The sequence below is a fragment of the Shewanella sp. A22 genome (genome assembly GCF_053850585.1).
This window is the reverse complement of sequence record NZ_JBSQBN010000116.1, coordinates 1-14,532: the sequence shown is the minus strand read 5'-3', so window position 1 is coordinate 14,532 and position 14,532 is coordinate 1. Positions and strand designations below refer to the sequence as shown.

Sequence of the window (14,532 nt, the reverse complement as noted above, 5' to 3'; positions counted from 1 at the left end):
CAACCTTAACGGCAAGTGCTAGCTCAGGGTTAACACCAGTGTTTACCTCATCCACCACCGGCGTGTGTACCATCACAAGTGCAGGCGTGGTGAGTTTTAATGCGACGGGAAGTTGTACCATCAACGTTAACCAAGCCGGTAATGGAAGTTACTTAGCCGCACCCCAAGTGAGCCAGACTTTCACTGTGAATGCCTCATTGGCAGATGCACCGAGTATCGGAACCGCAACCGCAGGGGATAAGCAAGCGAGCATTAGCTTTAGTGCACCGACTAATAACGGTGGAGAAACCATTACAAGGTATACAGTGACATCGAGCCCGGGCAATAAAACGGCGAGTGGCACGGGGTCACCATTAACGATAACGGGCTTGACGAATGGAACGGCTTATACCTTCAGTGTAACGGCGACAAACTCAGTAGGCACCAGTGCTGCGTCGACTGCATCTAACAGTGTGACACCTAATGGTGCTCCAATGATTAGTTCGAGCCCTATATTAAGTGTTGATAGGGGGGCAAATTATAGCTACACCTTAGTGGTGGTCGACACCGTTGGCGACATACTCACCTACAGCGCCCTTAGCATACCTTCTTGGTTAAGCTTTGATACGACAACAGGACTCCTAACTGGTGTACCAAGTCGCGATAATGTTGGTAGTCATACCATTGAGTTAAAAGTAACCGATGCAGCAGGCTTATTTGCAACTCAAGCGTTTAGTGTGAACGTTAATGAGGTTAATAGCGCTCCTGTGGCTAGCGATACTAGTGTCGCACTAGATGAGGATGGATCATTAAGCATTAGCTTTAGTGCAACCGATCCTGATAATGACATCCTTAGTTTTGAGGTATTAACTCAACCAACATCAGGCAAATTAGATAAACATGGTTCAGTTTGGTTATATACACCAGAGGCTGACTTTAATGGTGAAGATAGCATCAGCTTTATTGCTAAAGATGCCGAATTAAGTTCACAACCAGGCTTGGTGAGTATTAAAGTAAAAGCCATTAACGATGAACCTCAGGCTGTAGATGATAGTTATAGCCAAAGTGCATCAACGGATAACAGTTATATTCTAGCTGTACTTGATAATGATACCGATGTTGACGGTGATACTTTAATCATTGATGGTGCTGCTGCAGATGTGGGCAGTGTACAAGTTGTGGCTTCGCAGCTTAAATATCAAGCTCCAACCGATTTTGTTGGTCCTGTGACCTTACGCTACACCGTATCGGATGGCCAAAAAGGCAGAAGTCATGCCAAAGTTCAGTTACTAATTACAGGTGTGAGTCCTGCTGATGCACCTGTGATTACAGTGCCTGCAGATGTCACCGTGAATGCAACTGGGCTGTTTACCAAGCTTAAATTAGGTGTTGCAACGGCTGTAGATAAAGCTGGCAATAAACTGGCAGTGTCTCTCGTTAACACTCAACAATTATTTGCGCCTGGAGAGCATTTAGCTTATTGGCAAGCAACTGATAGCCAAGGTCTAAGTGCCATTAAGTCACAGAAAGTGATTGTGAAACCACTGATTTCAATTAGCCGAAACCAAGTGGTTGCAGAAGGAAGTGAAGTGCAATTCAGTGTGTACTTAAATGGCTCGTCGGCACAGTATCCTGTGAATATTCCTTACACGGTTTTAGGCAGTAGTGATGCTAATGACCATGATTTAGTGGATGGTGTGTTTACCATTGATTCAGGCTTATCAGCGAGCTTTAGCGTCAATGTGTTTGATGATGGATTAACAGAGCCCGAAGAAGAGTTGATTATTCGTTTAGACCCGAGCATGAATTTGAGTAGTCAGAGTGAAACACGGTTATTAATTACTGAAGCTAATATTGCACCACAAGCCAGTATCCAAGTGACTCAAGCTAATGAGCAGCGTACTCAAGTGAGTAAAGTGGACGGTAAGGTTTACCTTAAGGCTCAAACCCGCGATGCAAATGCGCAAGATAGTCTCTCGGATGAATGGTTCACAGGAGCCTTAGTGTTAGAAAACGACGATTTTGGTCGTTACTTTGACCCCAGCTCACTTGATGAGGGTAATTACCCGATAAGCGTTGTAGTGACAGATGATGGTACACCTCAATTATCGACAACCGTACAGTTAACATTGCTGGTAAAATCTGCATTACCAATTCTTACCGGAGATGACTCAGATGGCGATTTAATCCCAGATGATCAAGAAGGTTTTACAGATGAAGATGGCGATGGAATTGCCGATTATCTAGACGCCATTAATGAATGCAACGTGTTGCAAGAGCAAGATAGGGAGCAATCGCTTTTCCTTGCTGAGAGCCAATCTGGTGTTTGTTTACGCTTAGGTAATACAGCGCAACTACATGGCAGTGATGGTATGGCCGTTGAAGCTTCATCTTTAGCTGATGATGCTCAAGCTGCAAATATTGGTGGCTTGTATGACTTTGAAGCGACCAACCTACCAAAATTTGGTGATAGCTACCGCTTTAGTTTGCCGCAAGCCTTACCAATACCAGCGAATGCGGTATATCGCAAGTTCAATAACGTTACTGGTTGGAAAGCATTTATTATCGATGACAACAATACCATCGCCAGCAGTGCTGGTGAGTTAGGTTTATGTCCACCGCCAGGAAGTCACTTGTGGGAATCTGGATTAAATGAAGGTCATTGGTGTGTTCAATTAACGATTGAAGATGGTGGTCCTAACGATGACGATGGCATAGCGAATGGGACTATTGTTGATCCTGGCGGGGTAGCAGTCATGCTCAATAACAATAGCTTACCCACAGTGGTTGAAGATGCTATTACATTGTCAGTTAATCAAGTCGCAGAGCTTGATGTTCTTGCCAATGATAGTGACACTGATGGTGATACTTTGACCGTTAGACAAGTTAGCAGTCAGTTTGGAATTGCAGAAGTGCTGGATAACCAAATGATAAGCTATATTCCGGCGATGGATTTCATTGGGACAGATATATTGGTATATAGCGTAAGCGATGGTAACGGTGGTACAGGTAGTAGCACGTTAACCGTGACGGTAGTGGCTAACAGAGCCCCAATTGCGCAGGATGATACAGCCAGTACAGATGATAAAACAACTTTAATATTGGATGTATTGATGAATGATACTGATGCTGATAATCAAACATTGAGCGTGATTGCAGTTAGTGCCCAACAGGGTAGCGTAATGATTGAAAACAATAAAATCCGTTATAACCCAATAACAGGTTTTGATGGTATCGATACTGTGAGTTATACCATCAGTGACGGCGAAGGAGGTCAGGCGACAGCAAATGTAATAGTGACTGTTAAGGCTTATCAGGCTCAAGTTGTCGAAAATGAGTCAAGTGGCGGTAGCATGCACTGGCTTTGGAGTGGTTTGCTATTATTGGTGATAATGCTGCGTATCAAACCGGAGAATGGTTTTAAATATTATAGAATTTTATCATTAGGATTGGTGGTATTTTGGATCAACTCGGGTCATGTGCAAGCGCAAACGTCACTTAAGGAATCATCATGGTATGTGAATACTGTTGTTGGTGTTAGCGAAACTGTTAACTCTCAAGCAGAGTTACAGCGGGAAATAACAACAGGACAGATAGAAGCTTTTGATAAGTCCGATACTAGTTTTGGTTTTAATATCGGTTATCAAGTGACTCCAATGCTAGCTTTTGAACTTGGATACATTGACTTTGGTGAAGGTGCTACGCAGATAAATGGTGAAAGTTTAGATGCAGGTCAATACCACGAATTACTCAAAACTGTGTCGCCTATTATTCCGGCAGGTACCACCATTGGTGCAAGATTTACATTAATGGAACATGAGGGGTGGCGGTTTTCTGTGCCAATTGGGGTATTCGTTTGGGAGTCGGAAATTAAAAGTTACTCCGAAGGGCAGACGCTAACGACTAAGTTTGATGGTACTGATTGGTATACAGGCATGCATTTAGATTATCGATTTACTCAACATTGGTCTGCTGGTTTAGGGATTGGTTATATTGCTTTGAACCCCAATGATATATTAAGTTATCAATTAAACCTCCGTTATCAGTTCTAATGTATTGTTAGTGAACTTATGCCCTCTTTCTCCATGTGAAACGTCATGGTTAGATAAGAGGGCATCTTGTTATACAACAATTTTTTTTACACTATTGAGTCATTAACTGTTTATATCATCACTGTTTATTACCGTTTTTTATGCTTTAAGGTGATAAAAACAGGTCACATATTTTTTGTGTTTGGTATAAGATTGACCTTTGTGATAATCACATTATTGGCGAGGCCTCAATGACACAGCGGCATAAAAAGCCGGAAATCCTGCATAGCGAAATTGTTGCCAAGAGCCGACTGTTTCAAATAGAGCAGGTACACCTTAAATTTTCTAATGGCGTAGAACGTCAATATGAAAGAATGAAAGGCGGTAGCAGAGGGGCTGTGATGATTGTGCCTATTCATGAAGGTAATTTATTACTTGCTAGCGAATATGCCGCAGGTACTGATAAATATGAATTAGGTTTCCCTAAAGGGTTAATTGATCCAGGTGAGACAGCAATACAAGCTGCTAATAGAGAACTTCAAGAAGAGATAGGTTTTGGCAGTTATCAATTGACTCATTTGAAAGAATTGTCTCTTGCCCCAGGATATTTTTCTAGCCAAATGCACATTTTTGTTGCGGAAAAATTATACCCTAGCCGTTTAGAAGGTGATGAACCTGAACCTATTGATGTCATCCCTTGGCCGTTGTCAGATTGGCAAATATTGCTCGATAATGTCGATTTTTCAGAATCACGAAGTGTGAGTGCTCTTTTTTTAACTCAACAATATTTGAATGCATCAACGTTTAACCGCACAGGCGAAATGAACAATGCAAAGTAGACATTTACTTGCATATTCAGTTAACCATCGAACCGCAGCAATATAAAAGGCGATAGCCTTGTGATTGGTGTCCTTGTTAGGTCATCTTGATAGAATCCAGTAATTGGAGTAGTAATGAAGCCAGAAGATGTAATTGAGCAAGTCATAGGCATTGCAACTGAAGCTGGGCAAAAAATTCGTGACATTTATCTTAAAGGTAGTTTTAAGCGCGAAATAAAGTCTGATAATACCCCTGTGACGTCTGCCGATTTAGCCGCCCATGACATTATTTGTCGTCAACTCGCAGAACTAACCCCTGATATCCCTATTTTAAGTGAGGAAGCTGCGGACATTCCCTTGAGTGTACGTGAAACATGGAAGCGTTATTGGTTAGTTGATCCATTAGATGGTACTGGTGAATTTATTGCTGGTAGCGGTGATTTCTCCGTCATTATCGCTTTAGTTGAACATAATCGCCCTATTATGGGGATCGTTTATGTGCCAATGACAAAAGTATGTTATTACGCAATTGCTGGATTAGGTGCTTATAAACGTGATGGCAAGAATGAGTTACGCATTATGAGTAAACAATTAACAGGTCATGAACCAGAGCATTTACGTTTAGCCGTTAGCCGGCGTCAAGATCCACAATCAGTATTAAAACTACTCAATAAACCTAATCATTGTGAGTTGGTTGTGATGGGTGGAGCGGCATTAAAGAGTTGCCTTGTCGCAGAAGGCCGCGCTGATTGTTATGTGCGTTTAGGTCCAACCGGTGAGTGGGATACCGGCGCAGCACAAATTATTATTGAAGAAGCCGGCGGCGCCTTGATTGATATTAACTTACAGCCAATGACTTACAACGAACGTGAAAGCTTAGAAAACCCAAATTTTATTGTGGTTGGTAGCCCCAATTTACCATGGGATATTTTACTAACGACTTAATTGAGGTGGCCAGTGAATATATTTTTAGTGACATATTGCTTTTGTATTCGTGAGTGAATATTGTATCTCAATTGTTAACGATCTGTTTGTTGAGAGCAAAGCACATGAGACACAAAGGAATGTATACCGCTTCAACTTCGATGTTATTAATCCTCGGGGTTATTGGGTTGTCAGGTTGTGGAGGTGGTGGTGACGATTCCTCTTCCGACAGTGGTGGAAGCCCAGATGGTCGTTTAACTGGGGATGTTGTTTATTATGCAACTCAATGTGACATTACACAACCAGCGGTCGGCGCTGACATCATTGTACATCGTAAAGATGGCAGTATTTTAAGCCAATCAAAAGTGCCTTCAACAGGTAAGTTTGACATCGCTTGGCCATCTGATGCTTATCACTTTTCATATGCTCAACAAATCAATGGCGAGTTATTCGTTAATAGTAAGCTAAATGTTGTAACGGGCGACATTGGCATTATGGGTGAACGCAATGCTAATCTCGATTCTGCTTGTGCTTGCTCCGATTACGATTTTGACTTGAGTGACGTTAAGGCTAACTACAGCGGCTATAGTGTTTATATCGATGGTAATAATAGTACATCTAGCACCAAGGTATGTGAGCAAGACGGAACGTTACCACCGGTTAATTTAGTGTTAACTCCTACCAATGATGATGGTTTGACGTCTTATGCAGCACAAATAGATGTTAATGGCTTTGCCGACAATAGCACCATATATGTTGATCCCTCTCTATTTGAAAACCAAGCTAATGAAGGTGTTGTGCTTAATGCCGAATTAAGCAGTGGTAACGAAAATATCTATAGCCCTGAATTTGGGACATTTTCTGAAACAGATAATGGGCGCGTAAACTGGATTTCATGGTTTATGTCGCCGCATGTTTTCCCAGGGTTGTTTGCTAATAACTTTATTACCTCTTCTAATTTTGAACCTTTAGGGGGCGATGATTATGGCCAGGTGTTTTATTACACCAGTCGTCGCCATCGTGTAACGGATCCTGACGATACACAAGTTGTGCAATTACAACAAAACCAGCAAAAAATGCTACAAAGCACCGACGCAATTTTTAACAGTTTTACTGAAAATAGCGCCAGCAACTACGATTTTACTGGCATAGGGACAGGTAAAACATTGCTCCAAATAAACTTTGGCCAAAGCAGTATTGCCAATTGGACAATTGAAGCACCTTTAAAAGGTACCTTTCCTGATTTGGATTTACCGTCAAACTTGCAAACTCCATTTGAACAAATTACTCAGGCGAATTTATCGGTATTGATTTATGGTTACTTTAGTCATTCGGCAACCCAATATAATCAATTCCGTGCAAAGAGGGTTGAATTACAGCGCGCTGATTTGAAAACTCGCTCAAGTTTTTACGATAACTATGTTGTTGAGCAAATTTCAGTAGATATTTATTAAGCCTACAAACAAACGCCCTCAAAAGAGGGCGTTATTTTTTAGACTGTTTTACGAGAGTCTAACCATTGATGGATCGCTTGCCTGTCACCCTGAAAAATAATTCGGTCTTGTTTCTTTTTTAATTGAAACTGATACATAGGGTCATAGTAAATCTCAAGCAACACACTAATCCACTCTAGGTGTTTACTAACATCATTTTGATTCTGCTGCTGTAGCAACGCATCATTTACCAATTGTTGTAGCTCACTATGAAGCTTACCCCCTAAGCGCTTACGTATCCCCGTAAGACTTTGGGTGAGGTAGTCGCTAAATGTTTCAAAACCGGCTTGCTCACCAAACTTGGCAACATAGCCTGCCAGTTTTTCGGTGACATAGTCGTTGAGTAAGCGAGGCAAACGGATGTCTCTGGGTTCATCCAGTAATACGATATCCGCTAGCTGCATGGCTTGATAAAAAGCATGAGGTAGTGCTGAACGACCAATCAGAAAGCTCTCGTCTTCAAGCAATAAGTGCCTATGTTGCTGCTGCTGATGTTTGAGCAATGATACTGCAAGATTATTTTCAAAGTTGATTTGCGTTGGCTGTGGGTCAATATTCTTGCCAAAGCTCGAGCCTTTATGATTAGCAATACCTTCTAAATCAACCGACTCATCACGCTGATGAATAATTTCGGTTTTACCACTGCCAGTAATGCCACTTAAAATTAGCATACTGGAGTGCATTGGCGCATTGTCTATGGCTTCAATTAAGAAGCTGCGCATTGCCTTATAGCCACCTTGGATATAAGGCACATTAAGACCGGCTTCTTTTATCCATTGTTGGGAGAGCTTAGAGCGAAGCCCGCCTCGAAAACAGTATAAATAACTTTCAGGGTGTTGTGATAACTGAGCTTGCCAGGCTTCAATCCGCGCTTGTTTTACCTTTCCTGTCACTAATTGATGGCCTAATGCGATAGCGGCATCTTGACCATGCTGTTTATAACATGTACCGACTTTTTCGCGCTCACCATCTTGCATTAATGGCACATTAACTGAATGACTAAACGCGCCCTTGGCAAACTCTATTGGTGCTCGCACATCAATTAATGGTCTGTTTTCGAGTAGTAACCGGCCATATTCCGAACTGGGAATGATGTCGTTCATTGAGTTAACTCAATGAGAATATCGTGGCCAACATTTACTGGGGAAAATTCAGCCATTGAGCCAATACACACTGCAGCAATATTATGTGCAGTCAGTAACGACTGCAGTTCGGCTTCGCTTTCGGCATTTACAGCCACTAATAAACCACCGCTAGTTTGTGGATCACACAAAATGGCTTTTTGGTCATCAGTGAGTAGCGGCAAATGTTCGCCATAACTGTCAAAGTTACGATGTGTGCCGCCAGGTACACAGCCTTGCGCTAAGTAATCAGCAACCTTTGGTAGCAAAGGCACGTTATCTAATGCGAGGTTCGCTTTGAGTTTAGCACCTTGGCACACTTCAATTAAATGGCCTGCTAAACCAAATCCTGTGACGTCAGTTAACGCATTTACGCCAGTGATTTTAGCGATTTCAGTACCTATAGTGTTAAGTTGGCACATGGCTTGGGGAGCAATATGACTGTCTTCATCAAGCAATTTTTTTTGTTTTTGTGCTGTGGTCAAAATACCAATACCAAGTGGCTTAGTGAGATATAAACGATCGCCTACTTTTGCGGTATTGTTTTGCTTTAACAACTCAAGTGGTATTTGTCCTGTGACCGCTAAACCAAAAATCGGCTCTGGTGCATCAATACTGTGACCACCGGCAAGCATAATACCTGCGTCGGCACAGGCTTGACGTCCGCCATCGACGACTTGCTGTGCAACCTCTGGCGATAATACGTTGACTGGCCAACCTAATATCGCAATTGCCATAATGGGTGTGCCGCCCATGGCGTATATATCGCTGATAGCGTTGGTTGCTGCAATTCGACCAAAGGTAAATGGATCATCTACTATCGGCATAAAGAAGTCTGTGGTACTGATAATGCCGGTTTGCTCATTAAGCTTATATACAGCTGCATCGTCACGTGTTTGGTTACCCACCAATAAATTAGGGTCGGTAAACACCGGGAGTTGTGAGGCAAGAATGGTGCTTAATATTTTGGGAGAAATTTTACAGCCGCAGCCTGCGCCGTGGCTATATTCGGTAAGTTTAACTGCTTGCTGAGACATATTGTTTTTTTCGAAGGCGTATTGAACGACAATTATAATCACTATTAGATATAATATCTTGTGTTTTAGTCGTTTATCAAAGCTAGTCCATCTTTTGAGGCCTTACCGCTATCCTTAGTCAGTAGATCTTGCCTAAGGAAAGTTAAGTTTAAACCGCTATAATCTACGATCTAGGTCATTGTTGGTTGGCAAGAACCCTGGGAGTCATATATTGGCTAATCTTGTGGAAGAAATGGACTATGGTTTAAGTTCGATAAAAAAGGTCACGATAACCGAGTCAACGTGACCTTTTGTTTTTTGTTTTTTGCGTTAGGCGTAAGCGGCAGTTAAGCTTTTCCAATGACGTTGTCTTTCAATAAACTGACTACGGAGTTGCTGCACTTGTTGCTTAAGGTTATGGTCAGCCAATTGTTTACGTTTGGCTTCAAGTAACACTTTCTTTGCCTGGTAGTATTCAAGTAAGTGCTGCTTCATCAAGTCATACTCTGCTTGAAACTTCTCAATAATCTCATCGCAGTTAGGCAAATGAGCCACTTGATTTTGTGCTTTTAAAAGCTGCATTTGTAAGCGTGCACCTTCAATTTTTTCTTGTGGTACTTTGCGCAAGTCACTGGCTAAACCAACCCAACTCATAAACTTGATAAGCCATTTAGTTGGATCGTAATCCCACCACTTAATACCGTTACGATAGTCGTTTTCAAAAATATGATGGAAGTTGTGATAACCCTCACCGTATGTCAATAAGGCTAGAAAGGCATTATCACGGGCAGAGTTTTTATCTGTGTACGGCTGTTTACCCCAAATGTGGGCTAACGAGTTAATAAAGAAGGTACAGTGATGCACTACGACTAAGCGTAATAAACCTGCCATTAATACCATAGATAGAATATCGCCATTCAACCAACCTAAAAATGCAGGTAGGCCAATGTTCATCAATATTACTAAGGCTAAATAATGCTTATGTTGCCACATTACGATGCGATCATTTTGTAGGTCGCGAACGTTATTGTAGTCGCTATAACGGCTAGCTTGGTATTCGCGCAGCATCCAGCCGATGTGACTATACCAAAATCCCATTTGAGCTGAGTAGGGATCTTTATCATTATTATCAACATGTTTGTGATGAATGCGATGATCACTACACCAGTGCAGAGCACTATTTTGCAGTGCAAGTGCACCACCTAAAGCATATAAAAATCGCACAAGTGGATGAGCTTTGTAAGCTTTATGAGACCATAATCTATGGTATCCAGCAGTAATTGACAGGCCACTAGCGTAAGCGAAAACAACAAATGCAATCCATTCAATGCCGTCAAAGCCATGGGTGAAACCACGCCAAGGGATTAATACCATGGCGCCAATGAAAGTAATGGCAAATAGTAGGGTATTAAGCCAAATGATTGGAGGTTTTTTCATTTAATAAGATTCCAATAATAAATTCTAAGCAAGTTGAGCGTACATTTGTAAGCTAATTTAACTTAGGTGATAGGCATGGGTCAAGTTTAACAGGGCTGTGTTTCTGTTTTAAAAACGGTATTATCCATAGATAAATATTGACTGAGTGGATTAGTAAATGGGTGTTAGAGCGCAACAAAAGGAAAAAACTCGCCGTGCATTAGTGGATGCCGCATTTAATCAGCTCAGTGCTGAGCGTAGTTTTTCAAGCTTAAGCTTACGTGAAGTTGCTCGCGAAGCTGGTATTGCCCCCACTTCTTTCTACCGTCACTTTAAAGACATGAATGAGCTTGGCTTAACGATGGTTGACGAGGGGGGGTTAACGTTACGCCAAATGATGCGTAAAGGTCGTCAACGTGCAGAAGCGGGTGGCAGTGTCATTCGTATATCGGTAGATACGTTTATGGAAGTATTAGAGTCTAATCCAAACGTGTTCCGTATTCTTCTGCATGAACGTTCAGGGACGTCGGCTGCATTTCGCGCAGCAGTAGAGCGCGAAATTGAACACTTTATTTCTGAATTAGCCCATTACACTGAAGCACAAGCTAACCGTACACCTGTATTGGCACGTGCCCAAGCTGAAGCTTTAGTGATTTTAGTGTTTAATGCTGGCGCATCCGCATTAGATTCAAAGCGGAGTGAGCGTAAAGCACTGGCCGATCAACTTGTGCTGCAGTTGCGTATGGTGGCAACTGGAGCCGAGGCTTTACAGCACAAAATAGATAATCGTGCGTAACCATAGTATGAAAGTGACAGATATAAAGAGGGCGCGAATGTTCACGTCCTCTTTATTAGGTGTATCTCAGAGTCAATCAGGTTACTTACGAACCAGGAACACGCCCGACTCCATATGATCGGTATATGGGAATTGGTCAAACAATGCAAAATGACTGATGTTATGGGTTTCACTCAAGGTCAGTAAATTGTCTTTTAAGGTTTCAGGGTTACATGAAATATACAAGATCCGCTCATAACCCTGAATAAGCTTTAACGTTTCAGGGTCAATACCGGCACGAGGAGGATCGACAAAGATGGTATTACAATCATAACTGTCTAAATCAATGCCTTCTAAACGTCTAAATTGACGTTTTTTTGCCATTGCATCGCTAAAGTCTTCTGCCGACATGCGAATTATTTGGACGTTAGTGACATTATTAATGTCAATATTGTACTGTGCAGCGTCAACAGAAGGTTTAGCCAACTCTGTTGCTAATACTCGATTGAAGTTTTGAGCGAGTGCAATTGTAAAATTACCATTACCACAGTACAGTTCAAGCAAATCTCCTCGACTGTCCTTAGTGGCATTAATTGCCCATTCCAGCATTTTTACCGACACTTTCGCATTCGGCTGAGTAAAGCTGTTTTCAATTTGTTTGTAATGCAATATTTGCTCGTTAACCGTTAAGGTCTCCACAACAAAATCTTTATCTAAATCGATTTTCTGTTTACGCGCACGGCCAATAATATTGACAGTAAATTTGGAAGATAATTTGGCTTTCAATAATGTAGCTTGTGCATGCCATTCTTCATCAAGTTGTCTGTGGTAAAGCAGAGACACTAATATTTCACCGCTGAGAGTCGACAAGAAATCTACTTGAAACAATCGATGGCGTAATGCTGGATTAGGTTTCAATTCGGCAATTAATTCAGCCATCATTTGGTTAATGAGTAAACCTGCTGGCAAATATTGATCGCAACGCACTTTTGCATTCAGTGCTTTATCAAACATGTAGTAATATAAGTCATCACCGTCATGCCACATTCTAAATTCAGCGCGCATACGGTAATGCATTGGCTCTGAGGCAAAAACTTCAAGCGCTGGTGGATTGAAATCGGCAAAGGCCTGTTCTAGCTTGATGCGCTTTTGTTGTAATTGTGCATCGTAGTTTTTAGGATCCATTGCAGCTAAATTCATGTCGTCCACCTAAGGCTGTAAAAAAGGGCGCAAATATTATACTAAATGACGCTGATGTCTAGTATTACGCACCTAAGTAAAAATGACATAACGATTAATACTGAGCATATTGATAACTGGAGCCCACATTGTCTGGACCAATTTTAGTGTTTGATTCTGGTATCGGCGGGTTGTCGGTAATGAGTGAAATCAGAAAACAGCTACCACAACATGATTATTGTTATCTATTTGATAATGCTCGTTTGCCTTATGGCAACCTATTAGAGCAAGAATTAATTACGGGCTGCGTTGCACTTATTACACACCATGCTAAACGTCTAAACGCCAGTATTGTCGTTGTTGCCTGTAATACCGCTAGCACATTAGTATTACCACAACTACGCCAGCAATTATCAATTCCAATTGTGGGAGTTGTTCCTGCTATTAAACCCGCTGCAATGTTATCCAAGAAAAAACACATTGGTTTGCTGGCCACGCCTGGTACCGTTAAGCGAGATTACACTCAAGAACTCATAAACCAATTTGCAGGCGACTGTAAGGTCGAGTTATATGGCACATCAGAGTTAGTCATGCTTGCAGAGCAGCATGTGTCTCAACAACCCATTGACATGAATCGGCTCAATCAAATACTTGAACCTATAGTGACCTCAAAAATTGATGTGCTTGTTTTAGGTTGTACTCATTTTCCAATGATCACCGCAGAAATAAGTCATTGTCTGGGTAAAGGGGTCACACTATTAGATTCTGGGGAAGCAATAGCAAAGCGAGTGAGGTTCTTACTGAGTAAAGAGCATAATGGCAGTAAACAATTGCAAGCTTGCTATACCAAAGAGATTAATGAAGGGTTAAAAGCGGCATTAGTCGGTTATGGTTTTAGTGATTTTTCGCTGGTATCCATAACCGACTAATAACACAACTAAGCTAGATAATAGTTAATATTAACTATTATCAGAGTCAGACTCTTGCGACTTAGCTTCTCTTACTTTTAAAGTACGTTCTTGGAAACTGTAGTCATTCAGTTTAGACATTGCCTTCTGAGCTCCCGCTTCAGACATTTCAACAAAACCAAATCCTTTACGGCGACCAGTTTTACGGTCACGAACTAAACGCACAGAATTAACTGGACCATATTCCCCAAACAAAGCCTTAACTTCACCTTCATGTACACGATAAGGCAAATTACCTACATAAAGTGTCATTGTTGGGCCAATATAAGGTTCATCAGCAGAGTTTGCTGAGCTTGTTGGCATAAAGGTGAAAATTAACGTTGCCACGACAACACCAGCAATAAACGCTACAGAAGAAGATGTACCGCCAAACTGAGAAAAAACAAAAGCGCCTAGAAGCGCCGCAATCAAAACAATCACGAATGATTTCTGCATAAAATAATCTCTAATGAATATAAAAATGATAAATAACTGTTAAAAACGATTACATAGTAATTAAAATTTACCAGATAAACCAGACTGCTGTTGAAAAATTGAGCTCAAAATTAACTTAATTATCAGAAATAAGCGTTTTGTTAGCATACAAAGGCGCTTCTTTAATCAAAAATATCAAAAAAGGACCAATTTGCATAAAAGTTCGGCGTTCAAAACACTTCATTAATAAAAGCGCTTGCACTAAATCTTAAGCTGCCTATAATGCGCATCCACTGACACGGCATACAGCGAAAGCGAAAACCGGTTAGTGTTATTAACAGTCACTTAAGTGGTGTTGATAACGGGCAAAAAGAAGTTTGAAAAAACACTTGACGCCA

General features: G+C 41.4%; 11 protein-coding genes. 6 read left to right on the top strand and 5 right to left on the bottom strand.

The window, feature by feature from the left end:
* From ACWXWT_RS16725 to ACWXWT_RS16710, 4 genes are all read left to right on the top strand, one after another.
* Positions 1 to 4,031 (top strand): Ig-like domain-containing protein (locus ACWXWT_RS16725; protein WP_456042705.1); only part of this gene is annotated, 4,031 nt, incomplete at its 5' end.
* A gap of 230 nt (positions 4,032 to 4,261) precedes the next feature.
* Positions 4,262 to 4,849 (top strand): ADP compounds hydrolase NudE, encoded by a 588-nt coding sequence (nudE, locus tag ACWXWT_RS16720; RefSeq protein ID WP_456042704.1) that lies wholly within the window; start codon positions 4,262 to 4,264, stop codon positions 4,847 to 4,849.
* 114 nt (positions 4,850 to 4,963) lie between these two features.
* A complete protein-coding gene (gene cysQ, locus ACWXWT_RS16715) occupies positions 4,964 to 5,773 on the top strand; it encodes a 3'(2'),5'-bisphosphate nucleotidase CysQ (RefSeq protein ID WP_456042703.1) in 810 nt (269 codons plus the stop codon).
* A 104-nt stretch (positions 5,774 to 5,877) separates the two neighbouring features.
* On the top strand, positions 5,878 to 7,206 hold the full coding sequence (locus ACWXWT_RS16710; RefSeq protein ID WP_456042702.1) for a hypothetical protein: 1,329 nt from the start codon (positions 5,878 to 5,880) through the stop codon (positions 7,204 to 7,206).
* Between the two features lie 38 nt (positions 7,207 to 7,244).
* On the opposite strand, the gene mnmH is transcribed toward ACWXWT_RS16710, so the two are convergent.
* The 3 genes from mnmH to ACWXWT_RS16695 all read right to left on the bottom strand — a co-directional run bounded on the left by mnmH (position 7,245) and on the right by ACWXWT_RS16695 (position 10,819).
* A complete protein-coding gene (mnmH, locus tag ACWXWT_RS16705; protein WP_456042701.1) occupies positions 7,245 to 8,348 on the bottom strand; it encodes a tRNA 2-selenouridine(34) synthase MnmH in 1,104 nt (367 codons plus the stop codon).
* Complete coding sequence (selD, locus tag ACWXWT_RS16700; RefSeq protein WP_456042700.1) at positions 8,345 to 9,403, bottom strand: selenide, water dikinase SelD; 1,059 nt, start codon at positions 9,401 to 9,403, stop codon at positions 8,345 to 8,347. The genes mnmH and selD overlap by 4 nt, the downstream gene beginning before the upstream one ends.
* A gap of 309 nt (positions 9,404 to 9,712) precedes the next feature.
* Positions 9,713 to 10,819, bottom strand: a complete 1,107-nt coding sequence (locus ACWXWT_RS16695) for a fatty acid desaturase (RefSeq protein WP_456042699.1) — start codon at positions 10,817 to 10,819, stop codon at positions 9,713 to 9,715.
* A 157-nt stretch (positions 10,820 to 10,976) separates the two neighbouring features.
* Between ACWXWT_RS16695 and fabR the strand changes: the two genes are divergently transcribed.
* Complete coding sequence (gene fabR, locus ACWXWT_RS16690) at positions 10,977 to 11,594, top strand: HTH-type transcriptional repressor FabR (protein ID WP_456042698.1); 618 nt, start codon at positions 10,977 to 10,979, stop codon at positions 11,592 to 11,594.
* Positions 11,595 to 11,675: 81 nt separating this feature from the next.
* On the opposite strand, the gene trmA is transcribed toward fabR, so the two are convergent.
* The gene (gene trmA, locus ACWXWT_RS16685; protein WP_456042697.1) at positions 11,676 to 12,773 is read right to left on the bottom strand and encodes a tRNA (uridine(54)-C5)-methyltransferase TrmA; all 1,098 of its coding nucleotides are present in this window, start codon (positions 12,771 to 12,773) and stop codon (positions 11,676 to 11,678) included.
* Between the two features lie 128 nt (positions 12,774 to 12,901).
* Between trmA and murI the strand changes: the two genes are divergently transcribed.
* Complete coding sequence (gene murI, locus ACWXWT_RS16680) at positions 12,902 to 13,681, top strand: glutamate racemase (RefSeq protein WP_456042696.1); 780 nt, start codon at positions 12,902 to 12,904, stop codon at positions 13,679 to 13,681.
* A gap of 30 nt (positions 13,682 to 13,711) precedes the next feature.
* Here murI and ACWXWT_RS16675 read toward each other — a convergent pair whose 3' ends face one another.
* A complete protein-coding gene (locus ACWXWT_RS16675) occupies positions 13,712 to 14,155 on the bottom strand; it encodes an RNA recognition motif domain-containing protein (protein ID WP_456042695.1) in 444 nt (147 codons plus the stop codon).
* Positions 14,156 to 14,532: the final 377 nt, after the last annotated feature.

Bases quoted from the DNA above. Each gene is read 5' to 3' on its own strand.
- ACWXWT_RS16675 (WP_456042695.1), bottom strand. From the start codon at position 14,155: ATGCAGAAATCATTCGTGATTGTTTTGATTGCGGCGCTTCTAGGCGCT.
- ACWXWT_RS16710 (WP_456042702.1), top strand. From the start codon at position 5,878: ATGAGACACAAAGGAATGTATACCGCTTCAACTTCGATGTTATTAATC.
- fabR (WP_456042698.1), top strand. From the start codon at position 10,977: ATGGGTGTTAGAGCGCAACAAAAGGAAAAAACTCGCCGTGCATTAGTG.
- mnmH (WP_456042701.1), bottom strand. From the start codon at position 8,348: ATGAACGACATCATTCCCAGTTCGGAATATGGCCGGTTACTACTCGAA.
- ACWXWT_RS16695 (WP_456042699.1), bottom strand. From the start codon at position 10,819: ATGAAAAAACCTCCAATCATTTGGCTTAATACCCTACTATTTGCCATT.
- trmA (WP_456042697.1), bottom strand. From the start codon at position 12,773: ATGAATTTAGCTGCAATGGATCCTAAAAACTACGATGCACAATTACAA.
- selD (WP_456042700.1), bottom strand. From the start codon at position 9,403: ATGTCTCAGCAAGCAGTTAAACTTACCGAATATAGCCACGGCGCAGGC.
- nudE (WP_456042704.1), top strand. From the start codon at position 4,262: ATGACACAGCGGCATAAAAAGCCGGAAATCCTGCATAGCGAAATTGTT.
- cysQ (WP_456042703.1), top strand. From the start codon at position 4,964: ATGAAGCCAGAAGATGTAATTGAGCAAGTCATAGGCATTGCAACTGAA.